The organism is Pseudomonas sp. CCC4.1, assembly GCF_035019225.1.
In the GTDB taxonomy this organism is placed as follows: Bacteria; Pseudomonadota; Gammaproteobacteria; order Pseudomonadales; family Pseudomonadaceae; genus Aquipseudomonas; species Aquipseudomonas bubulae.
This window is the reverse complement of the sequence record NZ_JASJWL010000006.1, coordinates 38,446-62,281: the sequence shown is the minus strand read 5'-3', so window position 1 is coordinate 62,281 and position 23,836 is coordinate 38,446. Positions and strand designations below refer to the sequence as shown.

Genomic DNA, 23,836 nt, shown 5'->3' with positions numbered 1-23,836 from the left:
CAGTCGACGAACGGTAATGATTCTCAATGGGAGCGCTCCCACAGCTTGGCTATTTCGCTGCGGTGTGTACTGGCGCAGGTGCCAGGCACAAGGTGTTGGTGCCTGGTTGCAGATACGGCGTAAGGATCGGTGCCATGCCCTTGAGCACTTGCACCGGCAGTGCCGAGGTGAATTTGAAAGCCTCGGCCGAGCGTCCGGGAACGAACGCAGTCAAGGTGCCGAAGTGATGCTCGCCGATATAAAACACGAAGGTCGCCGTGCGATTGATCGACTTGGAGCTAAGGATACGTCCGCCAGCACCCATGCTTTCGATGCGGTTGTCGCCGGTGCCGGTCTTGCCGCCCATGGCCAGGGGTGTGCCGTCGTCGAGCTTGAAACTGCCCGATACCCGTCGCGCCGTACCGGCATCCACCACTTGCGACAGGGCTTCGCGCAGTGCCGTGGCTACTTCGCTGGGCATGACCCTTACGCCTGCGTCAGGGTCGTTGACCAGGCGGGTTTCATAGGGAGTATCTGCGGCGAAATGCAGGGTATCAATGCGTAATACCGGCAAACGTACGCCATCGTTAAGGATAATGCCCATCAGCTCGGAAAGTGCCGCCGGGCGATCCCCCGAACTGCCCAGTGCGGTGGCGAGAGACGGCACCAGGTGGTCGAAGGGGTAGCCGACTTTTTGCCAGCGCTGATGGATATCAAGGAAGGCTTCGATCTCCAGCATGGTGCGGATGCGGCTGTCGCGGGCGCTCTTGTGCCTGCTTTTAAACAGCCAGCTGTAAACTTCCTGACGCTCATGTTCGCTGGCGTCGACAGCTTGCTGGAAGGTGGCCTGCGGGTTATTGAGCAAATACCCCAGTAACCACAGATCCAGCGGATGGACTTTGGCGATATAGCCCTGGTCAGGCAGGTTGTAAGCGCCGGGACCATAGCCTTGGTACAACTTGTCCAGACGCTCGTCGGTGATCTTGTCGTTAGTCAGATGCGAGCGCACGAAGCGGTTGAAGGTAGCCTGATCGGCATGGGGGAACAGGTAACGATGCACTGCCGACATGCGAATGGCGGTGGGGTGCATGCTGTCCAGGAAGGTATCAAGGCGGGCCTTTGAGTCTTTCCCTCGGTATTTTTTCCAGAACTTGAGCATGAAGGTGGTGCCTTCGCGGTCGGCGAAACGACTGAGGTATTCCTGGCGCATCGGGTTGCTGTCGTCACTGAGCAGGTCCGCGTTATTGCTCGGCGACTGATAGCTGGTGTAGCGCACCACGTCGCGCATCAGGCGCACAAAGGGGAGGTTGATCGACTCACGGATCGAATCGCGCAGCGTCGCGATGCGGTTGTTGTCCTGGCTGCGAAAGTTGTGGAAGTGATGCATGCCGCCACCGGTAAAAAAGCCTTCGCCGGGGTTGGCCGAGTACTGACGGTTGAGTGCGGCATCCAGCATGGGTGTCAGTTGTGCACCGGGATTTTCGATCAGGTACGCCAGTGCCCAGCGGGTCAGCGGATCCTGGTGGGTGATGGGGATTTTTTTCAGCGTCGTGCCAGGCTGGCCGCCGTAACGGTCATGCAGCTCGGCAATGATCTGCAGATAGGTGGTCAACACCCGCAGTTTGGCGGTGGAGCCCAGTTCCAGTTTGCTGCCTTCATTTATATCGAAGGGCTGGTCGGTGCTGTCGGTCTGCACCCGGGCGCGGGCGCCGTCCGGCGTAAGTTCAAACAGGGTAAAGCTGTAGCGCACTTGCGCGGTACTGGTGGGCGTTAGCAGGTAGGGGCCGAGCAGGCCTATTTTGCCGGCAAATGCCGGGTTTGCCAGCTGGCGCAGGTAGTCACTGACCTGGCCCTGCAAGTCGCCCTGCAAGGTGCTGGTGGCAGACAGGTCCAGGCGGTCGAGGTCATACAGCGGGCGTTTGAGCAGCACCGAAAGGCGGCTGCGGGCTACGCTGATGCCCTTGTTGGTTTCATTGGGTTGCAGGGTTGGCGCCTGCGCCCAGTCGCGGTAAGTCACGCGGCTGGCCAGCGCGGCGGCGGTCAGGGCCGGGTCGATCACATTGTTCTGCGCCAGCAGGCGGATATGGCTGTCGGTCAGTTGCGCGAGCTCATCACGGCCCTTGGCCAGGTAGTGTGAGGGCCGACGTTGGGCGATCATCAGCGACAGCACTTCACGCAGGGCGAGGCCTCTTGATGCGAGGCTTTTTGGGTCAGTGGCGGTACTGCTCAGTTGCTGGTTGATCTGATTGAAATCGGCGCCGTACCACACCCGCAACCCTTCGGCCATGCCGTGAACCTCGCCGTGGCCAGGCACCGCCGACAGTGGCACGCTGTTGAGGTAATCACGCACCACCTTTTGCCGGGCTGGCAGGGTTTGCGGGCCGTTCTGATAGGCACGCACGCTGGCAGAAACCATCTGGCGCAATTTTTCGCCGCCTGAGAGCGTCAGCCCATCGGGAGAGTGCCGATACTTTTCCAGTTGGGTGGCCAGGGTACTGCCGCCCGCAGATTGCCCCGGCAAGTGCAGCAGTTTTGCAGCCTGGGAGTAGGCCGCCATGGCAAAGCGCGGCCAGTCCACGGCAGGGTTGGCCTGGGGTTCATCAGGGTTGAGCAGGTTGCGGTTTTCGATAAACAGCAAACTGTGAACCACCAGCGGGGGGATGCTTGCAAAGCTGGGATACAACTGCTGCGGGTACTTGTACTGATAAAGCGAACTGCCAGCGCAGTCGGTGATCGAGAGTCCGGTCTGAATTTTTTCTGAATAGGGTACGAAAAACCCTTTCTCGCTATAGCTCAAGAGCGCTGGTGAAAAGCGGCTTTGTTGAGTAATGACGTAATCACGTTTTTGAAGGCGTGCCAGAAAGTCGCCCAGTGCGCTGTAACCCAAGCGTTTATCGAAAGGGCCTGCGCCGGGATAAAGCATCGCGTTGCTGGGCCCTTCGTGCATCGAATAGCTGAGCGACGCAGCAAAACGGCTGAACTCGCGGGCTTGCAACTTGGAACTGCGCACCTCCTGGGCCATCACAAACCACAGCACAACCAGGACGGCCAGCACCCCAAGCCCGAGCACAAACCATCCATAACGCCTGGGCTCAGGAGGTTGTGGCGCAGGTGCGGCATCGTCCGTTACAGCTGATGACACCCTCGTCTTGCTGGAGTTGGAGTTCCACAGTACGCCCATAGTCGACAGATCCAGGTACGCATATTGGTTGCGCTTGATAGAAGCGTAGACGCTGGCAGATTCGGGTGAAAAATTTGTGAGGCTTATCTGGTGTTTCTATAGGCACGGTCTGCTGAGTGGCTCTCATAAATCCAGGGTCGGGATGCATCCACAACGTGGCTTACCCATGTAAGTGCAGGAATAGAGCCTTTGCGGCAGGTAAATAGGTCCTAGGTAGGGGCATGACTGTGCACCAACGCTGTGCAATACTCGCCGCCGATCTCAGCAGGGCATTTCTCTTTTGACCTACCGACCTACAAGGTCCAGGCCGGTCAGGGGGGCAAGACAGCTAACCCGCCCGTCTTTTCGAACGCTCTGTTGATGGATACCCAATAACAATACGAGGTTGTACTTTTATGCCCGTCGGCAACCACCAGCCCCACGTAGATAGCGTGCAGGGCGGTCCACTCAAACGCGAACTGGGCGAGCGCCACATTCGCCTGATGGCGCTTGGTGCCTGTATCGGCGTAGGCCTGTTCCTGGGCTCGGCCAAAGCAATCGAAATGGCCGGACCGGCCATCATGCTGTCCTACATCATCGGCGGCCTGGCCATTTTGGTGATCATGCGCGCACTGGGCGAAATGGCCGTGCACAACCCGGTAGCCGGTTCGTTCAGCCGCTACGCGCAGGACTACCTCGGCCCGTTGGCCGGGTTTCTGACCGGCTGGAACTACTGGTTCCTGTGGCTGGTGACCTGTGTCGCGGAAATCACCGCCGTGGCGGTGTACATGGGCATCTGGTTCCCCGATGTACCGCGCTGGATCTGGGCCCTGGCGGCGCTGATCAGCATGGGCTCGATCAACCTGATCGCGGTCAAGGCGTTTGGCGAGTTCGAGTTCTGGTTTGCCCTGATCAAGATCGTCACCATCATTGCGATGGTCTTCGGCGGTATCGGCATTATCGCGTTCGGCTTCGGCAATAACGGAGTCGCTCTGGGTATTTCCAACCTCTGGGCTCACGGTGGTTTTTTGCCCAACGGGATCCAGGGCGTATTGATGTCCTTGCAGATGGTGATGTTCGCCTACCTGGGCGTCGAGATGATCGGCCTGACTGCCGGCGAAGCCAAGAACCCGCAAAAGACCATTCCGAGTGCGATTGGCTCGGTGTTCTGGCGCATTCTGCTGTTCTACGTCGGCGCACTGTTCGTGATTCTGTCCATCTACCCATGGAACGAAATCGGCACCTCGGGCAGCCCGTTTGTAATGACCTTTGAACGTCTGGGCATCAAGACGGCAGCAGGCATTATCAACTTTGTGGTGATTACTGCGGCATTGTCGTCGTGCAACGGCGGCATTTTCAGCACCGGTCGCATGCTCTACAGCCTGGCGCAAAACGGCCAGGCCCCGGCCAACTTCGCCACCACTGCGAAAAACGGTGTGCCGCGTCAGGCGTTGCTGCTGTCGATTGCCGTGCTGCTGCTGGGGGTTGTACTCAACTATATGGCGCCGGAGAAGGTGTTTGTCTGGGTGACGGCCATTGCCACCTTTGGCGCAATCTGGACCTGGTTGATGATCCTGCTGGCGCAACTGCGCTTTCGCAAGAGTCTGAGCCCGCAGGAAGCGGCAGCCCTGAAGTACCGTATGTGGTTGTACCCGTACAGCTCTTACGCGGCATTGGGGTTCTTGTTTATGGTGGTCGGGTTGATGGCCTACTTCGAAGAAACCCGAATCGCACTGTTTGTAGGCCCAGCCTTCCTGATCCTGCTGACCGTGCTGTTCTATGTGTTCAAGCTGCAGCCTACGCAGCGCACGCAGACTCACTGACAATGTGGGAGCGGGCTTGCTCGCGATAAAAGCACCTCGGTTGGTCAGACCAACCGCGGCGTTTCCATCGCGAGCAAGCCCGCTCCCACAACAGCTTTCGCTACTTGCGGTTCAGACGTTTGTTCCAGTCCAGCCAGGCCGCCAGCACGGCCATGATCCCCACGCCCATCAGGGCGCTGAATACCTTTACGACAAACCCGTCACCGCCCAGCGCATTGAGCATGTCAGCCAACGGCGCCAGGATCACTCCCAGACAGAACACTTCCAGCGAATAGCGGCCCATGCGGCATGCCTGGCGGGCCACCCGGTTATTCAGCCAGTTGCCGTGGGGCACCACTTTGGCCGCCACATAAGCCAGGGCCAGAAAATGCAGCAGGCGTACCGGTGAAAGGTTGGTCTTGCTGATCGGGTACAGGTACTCGCCCAGCCAGAGCGGCATGAGCGCATCGTGAAACTGCGGCCATCGCCATGACAGTGCCAGCAGGCCGGTCACCAGCAGATAGAGTACTGCTCCCACAAACACCGGTTGACGCGACAGGGGACGGTTTTGCGCAGCCTTGGGTTGCTGCCCGTGGATCGCCGCTGCACCGCCCAGAATAAACAGAAACTGCCAGGCCATAGGGTTGAAAAACCACACGCCGCCTTCCTGAGCCGCGAGGTTCCACACCGGCGCCAGCAAGTACAGGGCCAGGGACGCGGCAACCACATAGCCTGCCTTGCGCAGCAGCATCGGCAGCACCAGCGGCAAACCCAGCAACAGCACGATATACAGCGGCAGCGGGTCCATCAGGTTGGGTTTGAAGCGCAGCAGCAGTTCGTCGGTGAGGGCCTGTTGCGGATTGCTCAGGAAGTACTGCAGGCCCATTTCCTGCACCAGGTCACGGGTTTCGACATGGTTGTTGGCAAAAAACACGATGCCCATCAGCACCGCCAGCAGGAAGATATGCACCACATACAGCACCCAGGCGCGGCGCAGGATCTTCACGCTGGCGACCAACAAACCGTCACGTTGAGCGATTTTGCCGTAGGCCAGCACGGCGGCATAACCGGCCAGGAATACAAAAATCTCCGCAGCATCGCTGAAGCCGAAATTGCGCACCGTAAATTCGGCCAGCGGGTTGTGCGGGATGTGGTCCCAAAAAATAAAAATCAGCGCCAGCCCGCGAAAAAAATCGATGCGGTGGTCGCGTCCGTTCAGCGTCACGGCGAGTACTCAAACAAAGGGTTAAATTAAGACCGACGGGCGCAGCGGAGGTTGCGCGCCGCGTATCGGCGGCGCGCAGGGTGATGGTATTACGGGTTAAATGCAAAGGTTGGATATTACTGAATGTCTCGAGCTACTGCTCGAACACACCCGCCAGCGCCTTATTTCAGCGCGGCCTGCTGGTGGGCCGTCAGGCCGCCGCTATTTCGTTGGCCTCAAAGCTGTCCGAACGGGCCATTTGCCACATGCGCGAATAGAACTCGCCATTGACCTCGCCGGTGAGCAGTTCGCCGGGCTTGAGGAACACATGCAACTGTGAGAACAGTTTGATTTCGGTGGCGGACATGCGTCGTACCAGGTGCTTGGCCTTGAGCTGCGCCGGATGCTCCAGGCCAGCCGCAGCCAGCATTTCGGCCAGGGCCTTGAGGGTGTTCTGGTGGAACTGCACAACCCGTTGGGCCTTGTCCGGCACTACAAGCGCTCGCTGGCGCAAGGTGTCCTGGGTGGCCACGCCGGTGGGGCACTTGTTGGTATGGCAACTCTGCGACTGAATGCAGCCAATGGCAAACATGAAGCCTCGCGCCGAGTTGGCCCAGTCGGCACCGATGGCCAGCACGCTGGCTATATCGAAGGCGCTGACAATCTTGCCGCTGGCGCCGAGCTTGATCTTGTCACGCAGGTTCAGGCCCACCAAGGTGTTGTGGACGAACAACAAGCCTTCGCGCAGCGGTGCGCCAATGTGGTCGGTGAACTCTACGGGCGCCGCGCCGGTGCCGCCTTCCTTACCATCAATCACGATAAAGTCCGGCAGGATACCGGTTTCCAGCATGGCCTTGGCAATGCCCATAAACTCCCACGGATGACCCAGGCAAAACTTGAAGCCCACGGGCTTGCCGCCGGACAGCTCACGCAACTGCGCGATAAATTGCATCAGCTCGATAGGCGTTGAAAAGGCGCTGTGGCGCGAAGGCGAGATGCAGTCTTCACCCATGGGCACACCGCGGGTTTCGGCGATTTCCGCGGTCACTTTATGCTTGGGCAGGATACCGCCATGGCCTGGTTTGGCGCCCTGGCTCATTTTGATTTCAATCATCCGCACTTGTGGCGTGCGAGCCTGGGCGGCAAAACGCTCAGGGTCGAAACGCCCGTCCGAAGTGCGGCAACCGAAGTAGCCACTGCCCAGTTCCCAGGTCAGGTCACCACCATGCTCACGGTGATAGGAGCTGATACTGCCTTCACCCGTGTCGTGGGCAAAGTTACCGAGCTTGGCACCCTGATTGAGGGCGCGGATGGCGTTGGCGCTCAGTGAGCCAAAGCTCATGGCTGAAATATTGAAGATCGACGCCGAGTACGGCTGGCTGCATTGCGGGCCGCCCACCACGATGCGAAAGCTGCTGGGGTCGGTCAACGGGGCCGGGCGCATGGAGTGGCCGATAAATTCAAAACCGGGCTGGTAAACGTCAACCAGAGTGCCGAAAGGCTTGTCGGCACTCTCATTCTTGGCTCGTGAGTACACCAGCGAACGTTGCGCCCGTGAGAAGGGCAGCGCATCGCTGTCAGATTCCAGCAGGTATTGGCGAATCTCTGGGCGGATGGCTTCCACCAGATAGCGAATATTGCCCAGGATCGGGTAGTTGCGACGCACAGCGTGGGGGCTTTGCAGCAAATCGAAAATCCCCAGCAGGCTCAAGGCCAGTGACACGGCCGTGAAGGGCCACAGCCACTCATGGTGCATAAAGGGCAGGCTGGCGAGGGTGAAGATGACGCAGAATGCAAAAAACGCATAACGGCTTAACAGTGACAGGCTCATACGGTTTCCTGTTTCAGGCTGGTCTGTTCCGCCGGGCGGTGATGCCTGGCGTGGTCAAGAACAGAAAAAGGACAATAGAACCCTCTCTTTGAGTCGGAGGTTTGCTGGGGGGAGTGTTGGTCATCTATCAAGCAAATGCCAACTCCCTGTCAGATTATTCATTGAACGGGATTTCATCTGTGGCAGCATCCCGACCAAAGTCGGGCACTTCATACAGAAGGCTCGGGTAAAAGTGACATCTGTGTATTTTCAGGGGCGTTGGGTCGTGCAATCCTTCTTGACCTTACTGTTTTGTTGGCCGAATTCCGTGACCTCATTTGAACCCGCAACCTCCAGAATCATTCGTATTGCCGCTGCCGTAGTGATTGGCCTCGATGGGCGGACCCTGCTGGTGCGCAAGCGCGGCACCCAGGCCTTTATGCAACCCGGCGGCAAGATCGATGCCGGTGAGCAGCCGGTCGACGCCCTGGCCCGTGAGCTGGAAGAGGAGCTGGCTTTGGTGATCGACCCGGCCAGCGCGACCTGGCTGGGCCATTTCGCTGCCCCTGCGGTCAACGAACCGGGTTTTGAGGTACAGGCCGAGCTGTTCCTGGTGCATATCAGTCAGCCCGTGGTGGCAGCGGCAGAAATTGAAGAAGTGCAGTGGATCGACCCCGAGGGCGATGGCGGCCTGGTACTGGCGCCGTTGACCCGGGATCTGGTCCTGCCGTTTTATCGCAATGCCTTGCAGTCCCGGACGGCCTGATGATTCCAGCCCATGAATTGCTGATTTTTGCTGCGGCCTGCCTGCTGTTGGTGCTGACGCCAGGGCCGAACATGATCTACCTGATCTCGCGCTCCATCTGCCAGGGGCGCAAGGCAGGCGTCACATCGTTGCTCGGGGTGGTGGCGGGTTTTTTCGTGCACATGTTTGCCGCCGCTGCGGGTTTGACGGCGGTATTTATGGCTGTACCGATGGCCTATGAGGCACTCAAGTGGGCGGGCGCCCTGTATCTGCTGTGGATGGCCTGGCAAGCTGTACGCCCGGGTGCCAGCTCACCGTTCGAAGCCCGGGACCTGGCGCCGGATGCCATGCCGAAGCTACTGACGATGGGCTTTATGACCAGCGTACTCAACCCCAAGGTGGCGGTGTTCTATCTGTCGGTTTTCCCGCAATTCATCAACCCGGAACACGGTTCGATGTTCACTCAGAGTATTGTATTGGGCCTGACTCAAATCAGCGTCAGCTTCACGGTTAACCTGCTGATCGCGCTGTTTGCCAGCGGTATTGCCGTGTGGTTTGTACGCAACCCGCTATGGCTGGCCGTGCAGCGCTATGTGATGGGCGGTGTGCTGGCCGCACTGGCGGTGAGGCTGATGCTGGAACAACGTAAAACCGTATGACCTGGACCCGTAATGGCTATAGAACTGCTTGAACCCGCAAACGCCAAGGCTTATCGCCAACTGATGCTTGAGGCTTATGCGCAGCACCCCGAGGCTTTTGTATCCTCCATAACCCAACGTGAGAAGTTACCGCTGAGCTGGTGGGAAGCAAAACTGGACGATGAACTGAGCGCCCTGTTCGGTGCTTTTGTCGATTCCCGACTGGTGGGCATTGTCGGCCTGGCATTCGAACCCTGGGAAGATGCCCGGCACAAGACCACGTTGTTTGGTTTGTATGTGTCGCAGGCTTTTCGTGGGCAAGGGCTGGGGGAGCATCTGGTGCAGGCGGTGGTTTCACTGGCTGAGCAAGAGCCCGAAACCAAGGTGATCGAACTGACGGTCAGCGCTAACAGCGATGCTGCACTGGCGTTGTACCAGCGCTGCGGTTTTGCACAGTCTGGGCTGGAAGACTGCGCAATTCGGGTGGGGGAGGCCTATTACGACCGGGTGCATATGCGCCGGTTGGTCAATATAGAAGAGAGCTGACCGGGCTCTGGGTGGGAGCGGGCAAGCCCGCTCCCAAACTGTCTTGCCGTTGTCAGCGAACCGCACTCACGCCATCCAGCGTCGAAAATGACGTGTCCTTGGCTGTCAGCAAAAAGTCGCGCATATAAGGTGCATCCAGCATGTCGGCGCGAATCGCGGCGTAGAGTGTCGCAAACAGGCCTTTCTCGCCCAGGCGTTTGGCCTTCACATAACCCCGTGAGCTGTATTCATGCAGCGCCCAGTGCGGCATCCCGCAGACTCCCCGGCCGCTGGCTACCAGCTGCATCATCATCACTGTCAGCTCCGAGGTGCGAACCTGCGCAGGTTCTACATCGGCCGGCTCCAGGAAGCGGGTAAAGATGTCGAGGCGATCGCGCTCCACCGGGTAAGTGATCAGAATTTCGCTGCTCAAATCCTCAGGCACGATAAATGGCTTGCTGGCCAATGGATGCTGATTGGCCACTGCTAGCATGGCTTCATAGGTAAATAGCGGCACATAGGTCAGCCCGGCGATTTCCTGCGGGTCGGACGTGACCACCAGATCCAGATCGCCCCGGGCCAGTGCCGGCAATGGTGCGAAGGCAAAACCCGATGCCAGATCCAGCTCGACCTCGGGCCAGGCATCGCGGAACTGGTCAATGGTCGGCATCAACCACTGGAAGCAGCTGTGGCATTCAATCGCCATATGCAGACGACCGGCCGTTCCGCCAACCAGACGTGCGATATCGCGCTCGGCACCGCGCAGCAGGGGCAGCATGGCATCGGCCAGTTGCAGCAGGCGCAAGCCGCCGCTGGTGAAGCGAACCGGTTTGGTTTTGCGCACAAAGAGGGGCATGCCCATGCGCTCTTCAAGCTCTTTGAACTGGTGGGATAAAGCGGACTGGGTCAGGTGCAGGCGTTCGGCTGCTTCGACCAGACTGTCTGACTCGCGCAACGCGTGCAGGGTTTTGAGGTGACGAATTTCCAGCACAGTGGCTCCATGAGTAACTTTGATGATCAACACGAAAACGTTGAGTTTGTCTCATGTTGTAGCGGGTGTCGATAATAGTGCCATTACTTACACGAAGGAATGTTGTTATGGCCCTGGCACACAATCTTGGTTTCCCCCGCATCGGCGCAGACCGCGAGCTGAAAAAAGCACTCGAAGCCTATTGGAAGGGTGATATTGACCAGGCCGCGCTGAAAGACGTTGGCCGCCAATTGCGTGCCACCCACTGGCAGTTGCAAAAAGACGCAGGCATCGATTTGTTGCCGGTCGGTGACTTTGCCTGGTACGACCAGGTGCTGACCCACTCATTGACGTTCGGCGTGATCCCCCCGCGTTTTTCCAGCACCCTGGACGAGCAGCGCCAGCCAACCCTGGATACCCTGTTTGGCATGGCTCGCGGTGCCAGTCAGAGCTGCTGCGGTGCTGAGCACGGCAAAGGCCAGTATGCCCAGGAACTGACCAAATGGTTCGATACCAACTACCACTATCTGGTACCGGAATTCAGTCAGGACCAGCGCTTTGATCTGAGCTGGAACGAGCTGTTTGAAGAAACGGCAGAAGCACAGGCGCTGGGCCATAAGGTCAAACCCGTGATCATTGGCCCGTTGACCTACTTGTGGCTGGGCAAGGCCAAAGGCAACGAATTCAACAAGCTCGACCTGCTGGAAAACCTGCTGCCGGTTTACGCTCAAATCCTGTCCCGCCTGGCTGAGCAGGGCGTGGAATGGGTACAGATCGACGAGCCGATTCTGTCGCTCGACCTGCCACAGGAATGGAAAAACGCCTTTGAACGCGCGTATCACATTCTTCAATACTCGCCACTCAAGAAGCTGGTTGCCACCTACTTCAGCGGCCTGGAAGACAATCTCGGCCTGGCGGTTGGCCTGCCGGTGGATGGCCTGCACGTGGATCTGGTGCGTGCTCCCGACCAGTTGCATGCCATTCTGGACCGTCTGCCGACTTACAAAGTGTTGTCCCTGGGCCTGGTCAATGGCCGCAACGTGTGGCGCTGCGATCTGGAAAACGCCCTGGCGCAACTGCAGGAAGCCGAAGAGCGTTTTGGCGATAACCTGTGGGTGGCCGGTTCCTGCTCGCTGTTGCACAGCCCGGTGGATCTGGACCGCGAAACCAAACTGGATGCCGAACTGAAAAGCTGGTTGGCCTTCGCCAAGCAAAAGTGCGCTGAAATTGCAGTGCTGCGTGATGCGCTGAATATCCCGCAAGACCCCAAGGTACAAGAAGCCCTGGCCCAAAGTCGCGCCGTACAACAAAGCCGGGCCAGCTCGCCACGTATTCACAAGGCCGCCGTACAAGCCCGTATTGCAGCGATCACCGACGCCGACAGCCAGCGCCAGTCACCCTTTGCTGCACGGATCGAAGTGCAGCGTGCCCGCTTGAATCTGCCGGCATTCCCGACCACCACCATCGGCTCGTTCCCGCAGACTGCTTCGATTCGTCTGGCGCGTCAGTCTTACAAACAAGGCAAGTTGTCGACCAGCGAATACACCGACGCGATGCACAGCGAAATCCGCAACGCTGTACTGGTCCAGGAACGTTTGGGTCTGGACGTACTGGTACACGGCGAGGCCGAGCGCAATGACATGGTCGAGTATTTCGCCGAGCAACTGGACGGCTATGTGTTCACCCAATACGGCTGGGTACAGAGCTACGGTTCACGTTGCGTAAAACCGGCCATCATCTTCGGCGACCTGAGCCGCCCGCAGGCCATGACCGTTGAGTGGATCAAGTACGCTCAGGGCCTGACCGACAAGGTGATGAAAGGCATGCTGACAGGCCCGGTGACCATGCTGATGTGGTCCTTCCCCCGCGAAGACGTATCGCGCAAAGTACAGGCGCAACAACTGGCTCTGGCGATCCGCGATGAAGTGGTGGATCTGGAACAGGCAGGGATCAAAATCGTGCAGATCGACGAAGCCGCGTTCCGTGAAGGTTTGCCGTTGCGCCGTGCACAGTGGCAGGAATACCTGGACTGGGCGGTGGAAGCCTTCCGTCTATGTGCCTCGGGTGTGGGGGATGAAACCCAGATCCACACCCATATGTGCTACAGCGAGTTCAATGATGTGATCAAGTCGATTGCCGCGATGGACGCGGACGTGATTACCATCGAAACCTCGCGCTCGGACATGGAACTGCTTGATGCATTTGAAGCGTTCGACTATCCGAACGACATCGGCCCGGGTGTGTATGACATCCACTCGCCACGGGTGCCGGAAACGGCCGAGATGATCAAGTTACTGAGCAAGGCAGCGCAGCGTATTCCCGCTGAGCGGCTATGGGTCAACCCCGACTGCGGCCTTAAAACCCGGGCCTGGGCCGAGACTGAAGCGGCACTGATCAACATGGTCGCGGCAGCACGGCAACTACGCTTGCAAGCCGCTTGAGATCAATAGCCCCTCTCCCTCCGGGTGAGGGGCTTTGAGGTGTTACCTGACAATTTTATCGACATGAATATCCAGCTTTTTCAGGCGGTACCAGAAGCTGCGCTCGGATATGCCGATTAACTGCGCCGCCGCAGCCTGTACGCCATTGGCCTGTTGCAGGGCACTTAGAATGTAGGCTTTTTCGACTTCGGCCAAGGCGGCTTCCAGGTCGGGGGGCACGCTTGGTCCGGGGGCAAGCAAGGCACTGCTCTGGCCGGGTTGGGCACTGAACAGGTAGGGCGGCAGGTCACTGTCCTGGATAGTGCTGCTATTGGCCACAATGGTGGCGCGCTCCACGCAGTTTTGCAGTTCGCGAATATTGCCCGGCCAACTGTACTGGGCCATCGCCTGCAAGGCGCTGGGGCTGAAACCGGTGATGCGTTTGCCTGCGGTAGCACCCAGGTTATGGGCAAAGTGCCGCGCCAGCGAGGCGATGTCTTCAACGCGTTCGCGCAACGCGGGCAGCGGAATCGGGAAGACGTTCAGGCGGTAATACAAGTCTTCGCGAAACTCCTTGTCGGCTACGGCTTGCAGCAGGTTTTTGTTGGTCGCGGCGATGACCCGCACATCCACCTTGCGCTCTCGCGGATCCCCCACTGGCTCGATCACCCGTTCTTGCAGCGCCCGCAGGATTTTTGCCTGCAAGGCCAGGGGCATATCGCCCACTTCATCGAGAAACAGGGTGCCCTTGTCGGCCTGCATAAAGCGCCCGACCCTGTCTGCTACGGCGCCGGTAAACGCGCCTTTGCGGTGGCCGAACATCTCGCTTTCAAGCAGCCCCTCAGGAATCGCCGCACAGTTGACCGCGACAAAGGGTTTGTCGGCGCGGCTGCCGTGTTTGTGGATGGCGCGGGCGACCATCTCTTTGCCGGTACCGCTTTCGCCAGTCAGCAGGATAGTGGCGTTGCTCTCGCGTACCGAGTCGATGGCCTGCAGCACCCGGCGAAAGCTTGGGCTGTCGCCAATCAGGCTGTCGATGTGCTGGTGCTCGTCCAGCTCGGCGCGCATGCGCGCGTTGTCGCGCAAAATGTCGCGAAACTGCAGGGCTTTGCTGACCGTAATATCCAGCTCGTCGATATCAAAGGGCTTGGCGATGTAATCGTAGGCGCCGTTACGTATGGACTGTACGGCGTTTTTTACCGTGCTGTAGGCAGTCATTACAATCACTGGCAGGTTCGGGTAACGCTGTTTGATCTCGGCCAGTAACTGCGGGCCGTCCATGCCGGGCATGCGCCAGTCGCTGATCACCAGGTCGATATCTTCCTGCTCCAGAACTTCAAGTGCCTGCAGGCCGTTGCTGGCAGTGAAGACCTGAATCCGGTTCTGGCTCAGTGCCGAGCTGAGCAAGTCGCAGAGTTTGGGCTCATCGTCGACCACCAGCACGTTATGACTCATGTTTCATCCCCTCCGTGGGCCGGAATGTACAGGTTGAAGGTGGCTCCGACGTCTTTCTCGCTGATGCATTCGATGCGTCCGTCGTGGCTGTCCATGATGGAGAACACTTTGGCCAGGCCCAGCCCCGTGCCTGAGGCTTTGGTCGTCACAAAGGGCGTGAAAATACGCTCAAGCATATCGGGTGCGATTCCTTCTCCGGTATCAGCAATGCCTATTACTGTGTAGTCCTCTTCGCGGGAAATACGTACGGTCAGGCATCCGCCCTCAGGCATGGCGTCGATGGCGTTGATGATCAGGTTCAGGCACGCCTGTTTGAGTTGTCCGGCATCGGCGTACAGGGTCGCACCGGGCGCCTGATCGTCGATGTGGGCATCAATAGTGTGGCTTTCCAGCTCCGGTTTGCAGAAACCCAGAATGTCTTCGACCAGAGGCCGCGCCAGCTGTGGCGCACGCACGGGGGCGCTGGGCTTGGCGAACTCGAGAAACTCGGTGATCAGGTCATTGATGCGGGTCACTTCGCTGACCACGTACTCCAGATGGCGCTTGTCGGTTTCACCCAGATCGGCCCGGCGGTGCAACAGTTGGGTCGCGGTTTTGATAATGCCCAGCGGATTGCGGATTTCGTGGGCCAGGCCCATAGCCACCTCGCCCAGGGCATGCAGGCGGTCGCGGCGACGCAATTGGGCTTCGAGATGATGCAGCTCGCCCAGTCGTGCGGTCATATGGTTGAAGGTGCTGCTCAGCTCGGCCAGTTCGTCGTTGCCCGACACCGCCACGCGTTGGTTGTAGTCCCCGGCAGTGACGGCGCGTACCCCTTCGGAGAGGTCGCGCAACGGCCGGGTAAGGCGTTCGGAAACCAGCCAGCCGACGGTCAGCGACAGTACCGAGCCGACCAGGAAGATCAACGCGAACAGGTTGCTCTGGTTGACCAGCCCCACCAGGCTGCTATGGCGCAGCAGGCCACTGTAGATCACCCCTTGCAGCTCACCGGTGTCGTTAAGGATGGGCCAGTACAAGCCGCTGTAGCGGCTGGTGAATTGTTCGCTGGGCTGACGGGTTTCCCGCAGGGTTTGTTCGATGGCGCCGGGCACCATCAGCTGGCGGTCTTCGAAACGCTGGCTGGAGAATATCTCGGCAAAGCCTGCCGTATTGGACAGGTACAAACGCAAGTCGAGGGAGTGCACGTCGGCCACGCTGGTCAGAAAGCTGCTGTCCATATAGGTAGCCACCAGCAGCTGATAGTTCACTCCATCCTGGCTGGTGGCAAAGGTGGAGACTACGGTGCCGGTTGGCACACCGCCGACATTGATAGTTTGCAGTACAGCGTTGGGGCTCAGGCTGATCTGGTCGACAATGGTGTCGCTGGCGGTACTGAAAATCACTTTGTGGTCGCTGTCACGGATCAGCGCGACCACGTCTATGCCCATGGCTTCGGCGATATCGGCAGTCAGCCGGTCATGGCGGATGGCCTTGCTGGAGGACGGCGGGTGGGCGTGTTGCAGAAGCAGCTTGGCGGCGCGGGCGTTGTCCGCGAGGATTTCGCTGATCTCGTCCTTGACGATTTTGGTCGACTCCTGCAGCCAGACCCGTACGTTACTGTCGAAAATCTGCGACAGGGTGGTCGCTGCCAGTTCGGCAGCAATCATGGTCGGGATCACGCTGACCAGCCAGAACGCCAGCACCAGTTTGCGCTGTACGGTCCAGCGCGACACTTTGAAGGGTTGTGGCTGGCGCGGTGTTTTGGGCGTGGAGGGCATTAGTACTCGCTTATCGCAGCCGCCAGTGCCGGGTCGTGGCGGTCAGGGCGAATGAACAGTTTGACCAGTTTGAGTGCGTTATTGATCAGCCAGTTGCGATGCCGGAAAAACAGCGTATTGCTCTGAAAGGTGCAGCCCAGACGAATCTTGCTCGCGTAGCCGGCCTGACCGCATTCGTACAGGGCAATATTGTGACGTATGCAGTAATCGACATTCACCAGCCAACTCCTGAAGTACAGATTGTAGTCACGGGTGAGCTCAAGGTCGTGACCAAAAAACTTGTCGATCAGACGGTGTTCGTCAATCAACACCAGATTGAACGCCACCAGTTGATCGTCGAGCCAGTACAAAACGCACACTGCCCGGTCGCCGAGTTGTTGGAGGATACCGGTGAAATAGGTCGCTGGTAAGCGCTCCAGTTGCAGATCACTGCGCGCCAGGCTGGCCTCGTACAGGCGCATGATTTCAGGCAAGACGTCGTCAATTGCGTTGCGCCATTCCACCCGTGGGCCAGGCGTACGCAGTTTGCGGCGCATGTCTTTGCGGGTGGACTTGCCCAGCGAGCCAAGGTAGCCGTCCACTGACCCAAAGGGCACGGGCAGCGTCGCACTGGGCAAGCCGGGCATGGCCTGAAAGTCCGCCGCCTTGCAGCTGTGCGCCCAGTCAGCGTCATGGCTGGGGACGTCCTTGACGGCAATCAGACCGATACCCAGGCGGGCCGCATCGGTCTGGGCCAGGGTCAGCAACCGGGCGAGCAGGGCAGGGCGCTGCGCCGCCTGTACATGACTGGCCGTTCCCGCACTGCATTGTTCGGTCACTGGTGAGCCGATGGCGTAAAGCTTTAGCTGCACCAACCCCGGGAGTGCGCGATTGAGTTTTTCGGTAAAGCGTTTGCCGATGCCCTGGACCGTGGTGTCGAGGCGATAGCACGTGGTGAACGCAGTCGCTGCGGCAATCAGGGTGGAACCTTCGAACAGCGTCAGGTAACGCCATGCAAAGCCTTCAATCCCGGCTTTTTCGACGGCCATAATGTAATCCCAATCCTCCAGGGCATCTGGAAAACAGTCATTCCAGGCTTCACGGTCGATTGCCTGAATGGATGAAAAGACTTGGGCTGTAATCATGGGGCGTCCTTGGGCTCAGGCCTGCTTGAGGTACTCGACAGGGACCGGTGCCGTGCGGCTGTTTTTCTTGATAAAGGCGTCACTCAGTTCGATCACGCGGCGGTATTGCAGGTCGACGGTGATCATGTGATAGCAGTTGTCGAGCAGCACCTTGGTCACCGGCCCGCCCAGATGGCGTTCGACGTAATCGGCGTTCCAGCGGCTGGTGATATCGTCTTCAATGGAGTGCAGCACCAGGGCTTTGGTGGTGATCGAAGGCATGCGTTTTTTCACCACGGCATTCATCCGGTGCAGTTCACGCACGGTGATCCCTTCCATCGTCAACAACCCGGCATTGCTGCTCTCGCCGGCTTTCATCTGGCGCTCGACAATGGCCCTCAGGCGCTGGTTTTTAATACCGTAGGGCGGCTTTTCCTCAAAGCTGCACAGGTGCACACCAAAGGGGATCTTCATCAGCAGCGGGGTCATAAAGGCCAGCTTGTTGATGCTCCAGCCGTCATAGCGCAAGGTCGTGGAGTACATCAACAGCCCGGCGACCTGGCCCGGGTGTTCGGAGGCCAGGTACATCGACATTACCGCACCCATCGACAGCCCGCCGACGAACACCTGCTGGTGGCGCTGCCGGATCCCGGCAAAGGTCTTGCGCACGCCTTCATACCAGTCCAGCCAGCCGGTGGCCTGCAGGTCGCTGTTGTCACCGCAGTGCCCGGCCAGGGTGGGGACGTACACCGTGCACGTCCCGTCTTTTGCCAGCCCCTGGGCAACCCGACGCAACTCCGTCGGGGTGCCGGTAAGGCCGTGGATCAACAAGACCCCGACCTCACCCGTGCCGAGAACGAAACCGGTGTTGCCTTCGCCCAGATCGATCTCTGCCCCGTTCACCGTTTCATGGCCCGAGCCAGCAGGCGATCGAGCAGGGCGATGCCCAGGTCGATTTCGGCGTAGCTGATTTCCAGCGACGGCGCCAGGGTGATAACGTTCTTGTAGTAGCCGCCCACGTCGAGAATCAGACCCAGACGTTTGCCGTCGATTTCGATATCCCCCTTCATGCCTTCCTCAACCATGAAGTCGAGAGTGGCCTTGTCCGGGGTAAAACCGTCCGGGCCGCAGATTTCGCAGCGCAGGGCCAGGCCCAGGCCGTCGACGTCACCGATGATCGGGTAGCGTTTTTGCAGATCTTGCAGGCCGTCGAGGAAGTACTTGCCCTTGGCCATGACCATCGCGCCATAGTCGACTTCGCTGGTCATCTTGAACATTTCCAGGCCCACCGCAGTACCCAGCGGGTTGGAGGCGAAGGTGGAGTGGGTCGAGCCCGGCGGGAATACCTTGGGGTTGATCAGCTCTTCACGGGCCCAGATGCCGCCCAGCGGGTTGAGGCCGTTGGTCAGTGCCTTGCCGAACACGATGACGTCGGGTTTGACGTCGAAGTGTTCGATCGACCACAGCTTGCCAGTGCGCCAAAAGCCCATCTGGATTTCGTCAACCACCATGAGAATGCCGTGCTGATCCAGTACGTGCTTGAGCTCGCTGTAGAAGTTCATCGGCGGGATCACATAGCCGCCGGTGCCCTGGATCGGCTCGACGTAGAACGCGGCGTATTCGCTCTGGCCGACTTTCGGGTCCCACACGCCGTTGTATTCGGTCTCGAAAAGACGGGCGAACTGTTGCACGCAGTGGCTGCCGTACTCTTCCTTGGTCATGCCTTTTGGCCCGCGGAAGTGGTACGGGAACGGGATGAAGTTGGCGCGTTCGCCAAAGTGGCCGTAACGGCGACGGTAGCGGTAGCTCGAGGTGATCGATGAGGCGCCCAGGGTGCGGCCGTGGTAACCGCCCTCGAAGGCGAACATCAGGCTTTTGCCGTTGCTGGCGTTACGCACCACCTTCAGCGAGTCTTCGATGGATTGCGAGCCGCCGACGTTGAAGTGCACACGACCGTCGAGGCCGAACTTGTTTTTGGCGTCGACTGCAATGCGCTCCGACAGCTCGATCTTGCCCTTGTGCAGATACTGGCTGGCGATCTGCGGCAGGGTGTCGATCTGTTGCTTGAGGGCGTTGTTCAGGCGCGGGTTGGAATAACCGAAGTTGACTGCCGAGTACCACATTTGCAGGTCGAGGTAGGCCTGGTCTTCGGTGTCCCACACGTAGGAGCCTTCGCAGCGGCTAAAAATGCGCGGTGGTTCGATGTAGTGAACGGTGTCGCCGTACGAGCAGTACTTGGCTTCTTTTTCCAGAAGAATCTGGTCTTCAGGGGTAGCGATTCGAATATCAGACATGATTGAAGAGTTCCTGCTGTTCACGAGAATAGTGGGGCGCGTTGGCGGCATGGCTCGGCAGTTTGGCGAGCAGGGCCGGGAGTTCGGCAAAGGAGTCAAATCGTGCGTACGGGATACCGTTGCGCTCGCAGTGTTCGGCCAGGCTGTCCCTGGCAAAGACGAAATCGGCGCCAGAGGCCACGCACATGTCGGAGCGGCCATCGCCAATCACCAGCACGCGTTTGCCGTCGGGGGCGGATTTGCACTTGCAGTTGCCCGAAGCGGCACGGCAGGCGTCGCTGGAATAAGGGAAGTCGATGCGCCAACTGTTCTGGTCGACCTGACGCAGGCGGTTGGCCAGGATCGGCAACAGGCTTACGTAGTTACGGGCCAGAATGCGGGCGATGGCTTGTTCGATGCCGTCACTGACGACCTCGATGGAGGAGCCAAGACCGATGACGTGGTCGACGAAGTCGGGGAAGTCAGGGTCAATCTCAACGCTGTCGAAATAGGCCAGCAGCTCGGCAGGCGTGGCTTTGACCAGCGACAGCTGGCGGCTCAGGCATTCACGCGAACCGATGTCACCCTGCAACCATTGGTCTTCGATCGCTTCCCAGCTGGGGTCGGCGAAACGTTGAAGAATGTTGTCGATGACGTCGGTACGGGTAATGGTCCCGTCGAAATCACACACGATATGCCATTGCATCATCTGCATTGTCCTGTCGAAAAGGCGCGCTTTTTGCGCTTGCCAGAGGACATAGCATTGACTGTGCCAACTATTGAAAGCCCCGTGGGCTGGGGCTCTGCGCGAGTTTTTGGGTGGCAGTCGGGCTTGAAGCTACAATTTTTGTAGCTTGCTACAAACAACATGAGTGCTTGCGCAGGCCGCGCTAAAAAGGGATTGATGCGCGCATAGAACCTCTATGGAACCCTCGTGATGAAAACTCCGGTCTGTGCTTTTTTGCTGCTCACTTTGTTGGGCGTCAGCGCGGCTGCCCATGCCGCAGACGGCCCCAGTGGGGAAGTGGGCATGGGGATTGGCTATCAGCCGTATGATCCAAGCGCCAGCCGCTACCAGACAGTGCCATTGCCGTATTTTGATGTGGACTGGGGCGATGTCAGCCTCAATACCGATGACGGCCTGACCTGGAGTGCTTTCAAGGCCGACGGCTGGAGCGCAGGGCCCGTGCTCAACTATGTGTCGGGACGCAATGCCAATGGTTCGCTGCGGGGCCTGCGCGATGTTTCAGACATGGCCATGTTCGGCGGCTTTGTGCAGTACAGCCCGGCTGACTTCTGGCGTGTCTACGCACAGCTCGGGCAGGCGGTGGGTGGTGCAGGCGGTCAAGGCGGGGTGCTGGGTCAGGTCGGGGGCGAGTTGGGTTACCCGCTGGGGCAGGGGATTATCGGCAGCAGCCAGTTGGCGGTGCACTTTGCTGATGGTCGGCAGATGTCGACCTTTTTTGGCGTAAGTGACAGCGAGGCGCAGGCGTCAGGGATTTCCGCGTACAAGGCCAGTGGCGGCCTCCAGAATGTTACCTTGACCCAGAATTTCGAGTTTCCGCTGACCGCGAACTGGTCGCTGGTGACCAGTGCCAGCTGGACACGCCTGCTGAGGGCGGCGGCGGACAGCAGCATCGTACGCGAGCAGGGCAATGTGAATCAGGGCGCGGTGCAGACGGCGGTCAGTTACAAATTCTGAAGCGGCCCTCCCAACCCTCTCCCGGAAAGAGAGGGTTGGGCTAAGGGAAAGCAGGCAGTGACTCAATGTTCCGGTTCACCATCGGCCAGCAGCGCAATCCCGCCGACAATCACCGCCACGCCTGCCCAGTGCAGTGCGCTGATTTGCTCGCCAAGGCCCAGCCAGGAGCCCATCAGCACCCCGACAAATACCAGTGAACTCAGGGGAAACGCCAGCGACAGGCTGCTGCGGCGCAATATCAGCATCCAGACAAAAAACGCGCCGAAATAACAGGCAATGGCCACCCATACTCCCGGGTTGAGCAGCACGGCCTGGAGCCACTGCAGGGTGAAGTCCATCTGTCCCAATTGATCGCCACCGATTTTGGTGGCTATTTGTCCTGCGCTCTCGAGAGCAATCAACAAGGCCCACAGCACAATCGTGCCCAAACGCCCGTGCAGCCAGCCGTTATCCGGGGCTTTTAACCCGTCAGTGTTTGCCATTGCTCAACTCCTCAAGCTGCGGTGATGCAGACCAGCATCACTCCAAGGGTAATAACCAGGGTGCCCATCCAGCGCCGACGGCTGACGTGTTCGCCCAGGAACACCTTGCCGGCGAATACCACACCGCAATACGCCAGCGCAGCGGCCGGGAATAGCAAGCTCAAGGGTGCCCTCGACAGGGCCTCCAGCCAGACGAAGAACTCAATCACGTAAGCGCCGACCCCAGCCCACAGCATCGGTGCACTAAATACCTGACCCCAGAAGGCATTCAGGCGAAAACCACCCTCCAGTTCCGGCAAGCGGTCCAGGCCGATTTTGAAACACAGCTGGCCGATAACATCGAGCACAATGGAAAACGCCACCAGCGCAATTACGATCAAGGACATGGGAACAGCTCCTCGAATAAATGGATCAGCGCTTCATTGGTGGTTGAGTTGCGCAGCAGATCGCTTTCACTCCAGCGCCCAGGTGCTGGCTGGTCCGATCGGGCCTCCCAGCGTTTGAGCACATTGCGGTGCGCAGCCTTGGCAAACTCACCGCAAACATCAATACCCAATACCCGCTTGCTGGTGGCCAGGGCACGAAGGGCGTGAAGCAAGTGGGTCAGGCGCATACCACCCTGATCCCAGTTGGTGGCGGCGTCTTCGCTGGCGAGTACGTCTTTGTCCACGGTTATCCAGATCGCTTCGGTAGGCAGACTGCGGATCAACTCGTCGAGAAAGGTCGGCCAGTCCTGATCGGCGAGGTTGCGCCAGTGCAACAGGTTCTCGTGCTGCTCGTGCCCTGCGCCGTCGCCGATTCGGCCCCAGACCTTGGTGGGGGCATGCTGCCAGGGGAATAGTTGCAAATCGCCACGGCACAGGGCTCCGAGATTTGCGCCCTTGAACTGCGGGTTTTGCAGGTCGTCACTGCAGGGGCCGAGGGTGACTATGCGTTTGATGTTCGGCAGCTTCAAGGCGCGGTTGACCCACGAACCGCAATGGCGGCGGGGGGCAAAGCGTACCCAGTCAGGATGGTTGTCGAAGTGGATCAGGGTGATCGGTTCGGGCAAGTCCGCGAGCAAGGCCGGGGTCAGGTGGTGATAGTCGCCGGAGCCTATAAAAAAGATTTCTGGCCGCTGCGTGGAGCGTTTCGGCCGTTGTTGCAGACGTTCAGCGAAGCGCCGGTAATTGCGTTCGGTGGACCACAGACGCAGTTGCGGCCCCAGTTCCAGCAAGTCCAGGCGTGTGGCACGACCGTCGGTCAGACGTTGCTTAATCGGTGCTTGTGAGGTCAGGCTGTGATCAAGATCGAGAATATTCAAAGTGTGATTTACCCCATGTCATCGCCGCCGATCCAGGCAGGGCGGGCTTTAAGGGGTAAATGCAAGGGGCGGGCCAAACGACTTGGCCTGTGGGGGCCGGGGTTGCCAGCGAGGTTGTCACTGCTGTTTATCTGGCAAACCGCGTCATGTGTATTGCGAGCAAGCCCGCTCCCATCGTTTCAGTGCAGGCGTACCCAAACGCTGACCAGCACGGTCGCGGCCATCAGCCAGGCTACGGCGGCCAGCGCCAGCGAGGCTTCAAGGCGCATGCGATCGACCAGCACGTACAGGGCAGCGAGGTACACGAAGTAAGGAATGATCGACCACATGCCGAACACAATGGTGGTTTTCAGGTCGTCCACCGAGCGGCCTTTGCCGACGATGTAGTGGGCGATCAGGGCAAAGGTTGGAAACAGCGGCACAAGCCCTGCGATGTAGTAGTTTTTGGTTTTGGCCAGCATGGCCAGAATGATCACCACTCCAGCGCCCAGTGCAGCTTTGAGAATCA

General features: G+C 59.1%; 20 protein-coding genes. 6 read left to right on the top strand and 14 right to left on the bottom strand.

Going from position 1 to position 23,836, the window contains the following annotated elements; all coding sequences use genetic code 11:
* Nucleotides 1-49: 49 nt before the first annotated feature.
* On the bottom strand, nucleotides 50-3,160 hold the full coding sequence (locus QN377_RS04130) for a transglycosylase domain-containing protein (RefSeq protein ID WP_095026424.1): 3,111 nt from the start codon (nucleotides 3,158-3,160) through the stop codon (nucleotides 50-52).
* A gap of 395 nt (nucleotides 3,161-3,555) precedes the next feature.
* On the opposite strand from QN377_RS04130, the gene QN377_RS04125 reads away from it, so the two are divergent.
* Nucleotides 3,556-4,962, top strand: coding sequence for an amino acid permease (locus tag QN377_RS04125; RefSeq protein ID WP_095024189.1), 1,407 nt, complete (start codon nucleotides 3,556-3,558; stop codon nucleotides 4,960-4,962).
* A 100-nt stretch (nucleotides 4,963-5,062) separates the two neighbouring features.
* Here QN377_RS04125 and QN377_RS04120 read toward each other — a convergent pair whose 3' ends face one another.
* Nucleotides 5,063-6,166, bottom strand: coding sequence for an OpgC family protein (locus QN377_RS04120; RefSeq protein ID WP_138738147.1), 1,104 nt, complete (start codon nucleotides 6,164-6,166; stop codon nucleotides 5,063-5,065).
* Nucleotides 6,167-6,356: 190 nt separating this feature from the next.
* Nucleotides 6,357-7,976 carry an FMN-binding glutamate synthase family protein gene (locus QN377_RS04115; RefSeq protein ID WP_095020390.1) on the bottom strand — a complete coding sequence of 540 codons (1,620 nt, stop codon included), beginning with the start codon at nucleotides 7,974-7,976 and terminating at the stop codon, nucleotides 6,357-6,359.
* Between the two features lie 307 nt (nucleotides 7,977-8,283).
* Here QN377_RS04115 and QN377_RS04110 point away from each other — a divergent pair, with 307 nt between their 5' ends.
* The 3 genes from QN377_RS04110 to QN377_RS04100 are packed head-to-tail and all read left to right on the top strand — an operon-like array spanning nucleotide 8,284 to nucleotide 9,884.
* Nucleotides 8,284-8,721 carry an NUDIX hydrolase gene (locus tag QN377_RS04110; protein ID WP_095001627.1) on the top strand — a complete coding sequence of 146 codons (438 nt, stop codon included), beginning with the start codon at nucleotides 8,284-8,286 and terminating at the stop codon, nucleotides 8,719-8,721.
* Nucleotides 8,721-9,359 carry a LysE family translocator gene (locus QN377_RS04105; RefSeq protein WP_095001425.1) on the top strand — a complete coding sequence of 213 codons (639 nt, stop codon included), beginning with the start codon at nucleotides 8,721-8,723 and terminating at the stop codon, nucleotides 9,357-9,359. The genes QN377_RS04110 and QN377_RS04105 overlap by 1 nt, the downstream gene beginning before the upstream one ends.
* A gap of 12 nt (nucleotides 9,360-9,371) precedes the next feature.
* A complete protein-coding gene (locus tag QN377_RS04100) occupies nucleotides 9,372-9,884 on the top strand; it encodes a GNAT family N-acetyltransferase (RefSeq protein ID WP_095019472.1) in 513 nt (170 codons plus the stop codon).
* Nucleotides 9,885-9,936: 52 nt separating this feature from the next.
* Here QN377_RS04100 and metR read toward each other — a convergent pair whose 3' ends face one another.
* Nucleotides 9,937-10,854, bottom strand: coding sequence for a transcriptional regulator MetR (gene metR / locus QN377_RS04095; RefSeq protein ID WP_095001423.1), 918 nt, complete (start codon nucleotides 10,852-10,854; stop codon nucleotides 9,937-9,939).
* Between the two features lie 107 nt (nucleotides 10,855-10,961).
* Here metR and metE point away from each other — a divergent pair, with 107 nt between their 5' ends.
* On the top strand, nucleotides 10,962-13,274 hold the full coding sequence (gene metE / locus QN377_RS04090; RefSeq protein WP_095001422.1) for a 5-methyltetrahydropteroyltriglutamate--homocysteine S-methyltransferase: 2,313 nt from the start codon (nucleotides 10,962-10,964) through the stop codon (nucleotides 13,272-13,274).
* Nucleotides 13,275-13,316: 42 nt separating this feature from the next.
* On the opposite strand, the gene QN377_RS04085 is transcribed toward metE, so the two are convergent.
* The 6 genes from QN377_RS04085 to QN377_RS04060 are packed head-to-tail and all read right to left on the bottom strand — an operon-like array spanning nucleotide 13,317 to nucleotide 20,550.
* On the bottom strand, nucleotides 13,317-14,708 hold the full coding sequence (locus QN377_RS04085; protein ID WP_095019471.1) for a sigma-54-dependent transcriptional regulator: 1,392 nt from the start codon (nucleotides 14,706-14,708) through the stop codon (nucleotides 13,317-13,319).
* Nucleotides 14,705-16,465 (bottom strand): sensor histidine kinase, encoded by a 1,761-nt coding sequence (locus tag QN377_RS04080; protein WP_095026429.1) that lies wholly within the window; start codon nucleotides 16,463-16,465, stop codon nucleotides 14,705-14,707. The genes QN377_RS04085 and QN377_RS04080 overlap by 4 nt, the downstream gene beginning before the upstream one ends.
* A complete protein-coding gene (locus tag QN377_RS04075; RefSeq protein ID WP_095019470.1) occupies nucleotides 16,465-17,589 on the bottom strand; it encodes a GNAT family N-acetyltransferase in 1,125 nt (374 codons plus the stop codon). Before QN377_RS04075 ends, QN377_RS04080 begins: the two co-directional genes overlap by 1 nt.
* Before the next feature lie 15 nt (nucleotides 17,590-17,604).
* Nucleotides 17,605-18,471 carry an alpha/beta hydrolase gene (locus QN377_RS04070; RefSeq protein ID WP_095001418.1) on the bottom strand — a complete coding sequence of 289 codons (867 nt, stop codon included), beginning with the start codon at nucleotides 18,469-18,471 and terminating at the stop codon, nucleotides 17,605-17,607.
* A complete protein-coding gene (locus QN377_RS04065) occupies nucleotides 18,468-19,862 on the bottom strand; it encodes an aspartate aminotransferase family protein (protein WP_095001417.1) in 1,395 nt (464 codons plus the stop codon). Before QN377_RS04065 ends, QN377_RS04070 begins: the two co-directional genes overlap by 4 nt.
* On the bottom strand, nucleotides 19,855-20,550 hold the full coding sequence (locus QN377_RS04060; RefSeq protein ID WP_095025827.1) for an MtnX-like HAD-IB family phosphatase: 696 nt from the start codon (nucleotides 20,548-20,550) through the stop codon (nucleotides 19,855-19,857). Before QN377_RS04060 ends, QN377_RS04065 begins: the two co-directional genes overlap by 8 nt.
* A gap of 228 nt (nucleotides 20,551-20,778) precedes the next feature.
* Here QN377_RS04060 and QN377_RS04055 point away from each other — a divergent pair, with 228 nt between their 5' ends.
* Nucleotides 20,779-21,543, top strand: coding sequence for a MipA/OmpV family protein (locus QN377_RS04055; protein ID WP_095019468.1), 765 nt, complete (start codon nucleotides 20,779-20,781; stop codon nucleotides 21,541-21,543).
* Nucleotides 21,544-21,605: 62 nt separating this feature from the next.
* Here QN377_RS04055 and QN377_RS04050 read toward each other — a convergent pair whose 3' ends face one another.
* The 4 genes from QN377_RS04050 to QN377_RS04035 all read right to left on the bottom strand — a co-directional run bounded on the left by QN377_RS04050 (nucleotide 21,606) and on the right by QN377_RS04035 (nucleotide 23,834).
* Nucleotides 21,606-22,025: a transporter gene (locus QN377_RS04050; RefSeq protein ID WP_095001414.1), complete on the bottom strand. Its 420-nt coding sequence runs from the start codon at nucleotides 22,023-22,025 to the stop codon at nucleotides 21,606-21,608.
* Nucleotides 22,026-22,036: 11 nt separating this feature from the next.
* Nucleotides 22,037-22,411 (bottom strand): EamA family transporter, encoded by a 375-nt coding sequence (locus QN377_RS04045; protein WP_095001413.1) that lies wholly within the window; start codon nucleotides 22,409-22,411, stop codon nucleotides 22,037-22,039.
* Complete coding sequence (locus QN377_RS04040) at nucleotides 22,402-23,328, bottom strand: arginase (RefSeq protein WP_133144831.1); 927 nt, start codon at nucleotides 23,326-23,328, stop codon at nucleotides 22,402-22,404. Before QN377_RS04040 ends, QN377_RS04045 begins: the two co-directional genes overlap by 10 nt.
* Before the next feature lie 179 nt (nucleotides 23,329-23,507).
* Nucleotides 23,508-23,834, bottom strand: coding sequence for a GlpM family protein (locus QN377_RS04035; RefSeq protein ID WP_169844883.1), 327 nt, complete (start codon nucleotides 23,832-23,834; stop codon nucleotides 23,508-23,510).
* Between the last annotated feature and the right edge of the window lie 2 nt (nucleotides 23,835-23,836).

Coding starts and splice junctions, on each gene's coding strand:
- QN377_RS04125 (WP_095024189.1), top strand. CDS start 3,556: ATGCCCGTCGGCAACCACCAGCCCCACGTAGATAGCGTGCAGGGCGGT.
- QN377_RS04060 (WP_095025827.1), bottom strand. CDS start 20,550: ATGATGCAATGGCATATCGTGTGTGATTTCGACGGGACCATTACCCGT.
- QN377_RS04045 (WP_095001413.1), bottom strand. CDS start 22,411: ATGTCCTTGATCGTAATTGCGCTGGTGGCGTTTTCCATTGTGCTCGAT.
- QN377_RS04105 (WP_095001425.1), top strand. CDS start 8,721: ATGATTCCAGCCCATGAATTGCTGATTTTTGCTGCGGCCTGCCTGCTG.
- QN377_RS04075 (WP_095019470.1), bottom strand. CDS start 17,589: ATGATTACAGCCCAAGTCTTTTCATCCATTCAGGCAATCGACCGTGAA.
- QN377_RS04065 (WP_095001417.1), bottom strand. CDS start 19,862: ATGTCTGATATTCGAATCGCTACCCCTGAAGACCAGATTCTTCTGGAA.
- QN377_RS04085 (WP_095019471.1), bottom strand. CDS start 14,708: ATGAGTCATAACGTGCTGGTGGTCGACGATGAGCCCAAACTCTGCGAC.
- QN377_RS04115 (WP_095020390.1), bottom strand. CDS start 7,976: ATGAGCCTGTCACTGTTAAGCCGTTATGCGTTTTTTGCATTCTGCGTC.
- QN377_RS04080 (WP_095026429.1), bottom strand. CDS start 16,465: ATGCCCTCCACGCCCAAAACACCGCGCCAGCCACAACCCTTCAAAGTG.
- QN377_RS04100 (WP_095019472.1), top strand. CDS start 9,372: ATGGCTATAGAACTGCTTGAACCCGCAAACGCCAAGGCTTATCGCCAA.
- QN377_RS04050 (WP_095001414.1), bottom strand. CDS start 22,025: ATGGCAAACACTGACGGGTTAAAAGCCCCGGATAACGGCTGGCTGCAC.
- QN377_RS04130 (WP_095026424.1), bottom strand. CDS start 3,160: ATGGGCGTACTGTGGAACTCCAACTCCAGCAAGACGAGGGTGTCATCA.
- QN377_RS04055 (WP_095019468.1), top strand. CDS start 20,779: ATGAAAACTCCGGTCTGTGCTTTTTTGCTGCTCACTTTGTTGGGCGTC.
- metE (WP_095001422.1), top strand. CDS start 10,962: ATGGCCCTGGCACACAATCTTGGTTTCCCCCGCATCGGCGCAGACCGC.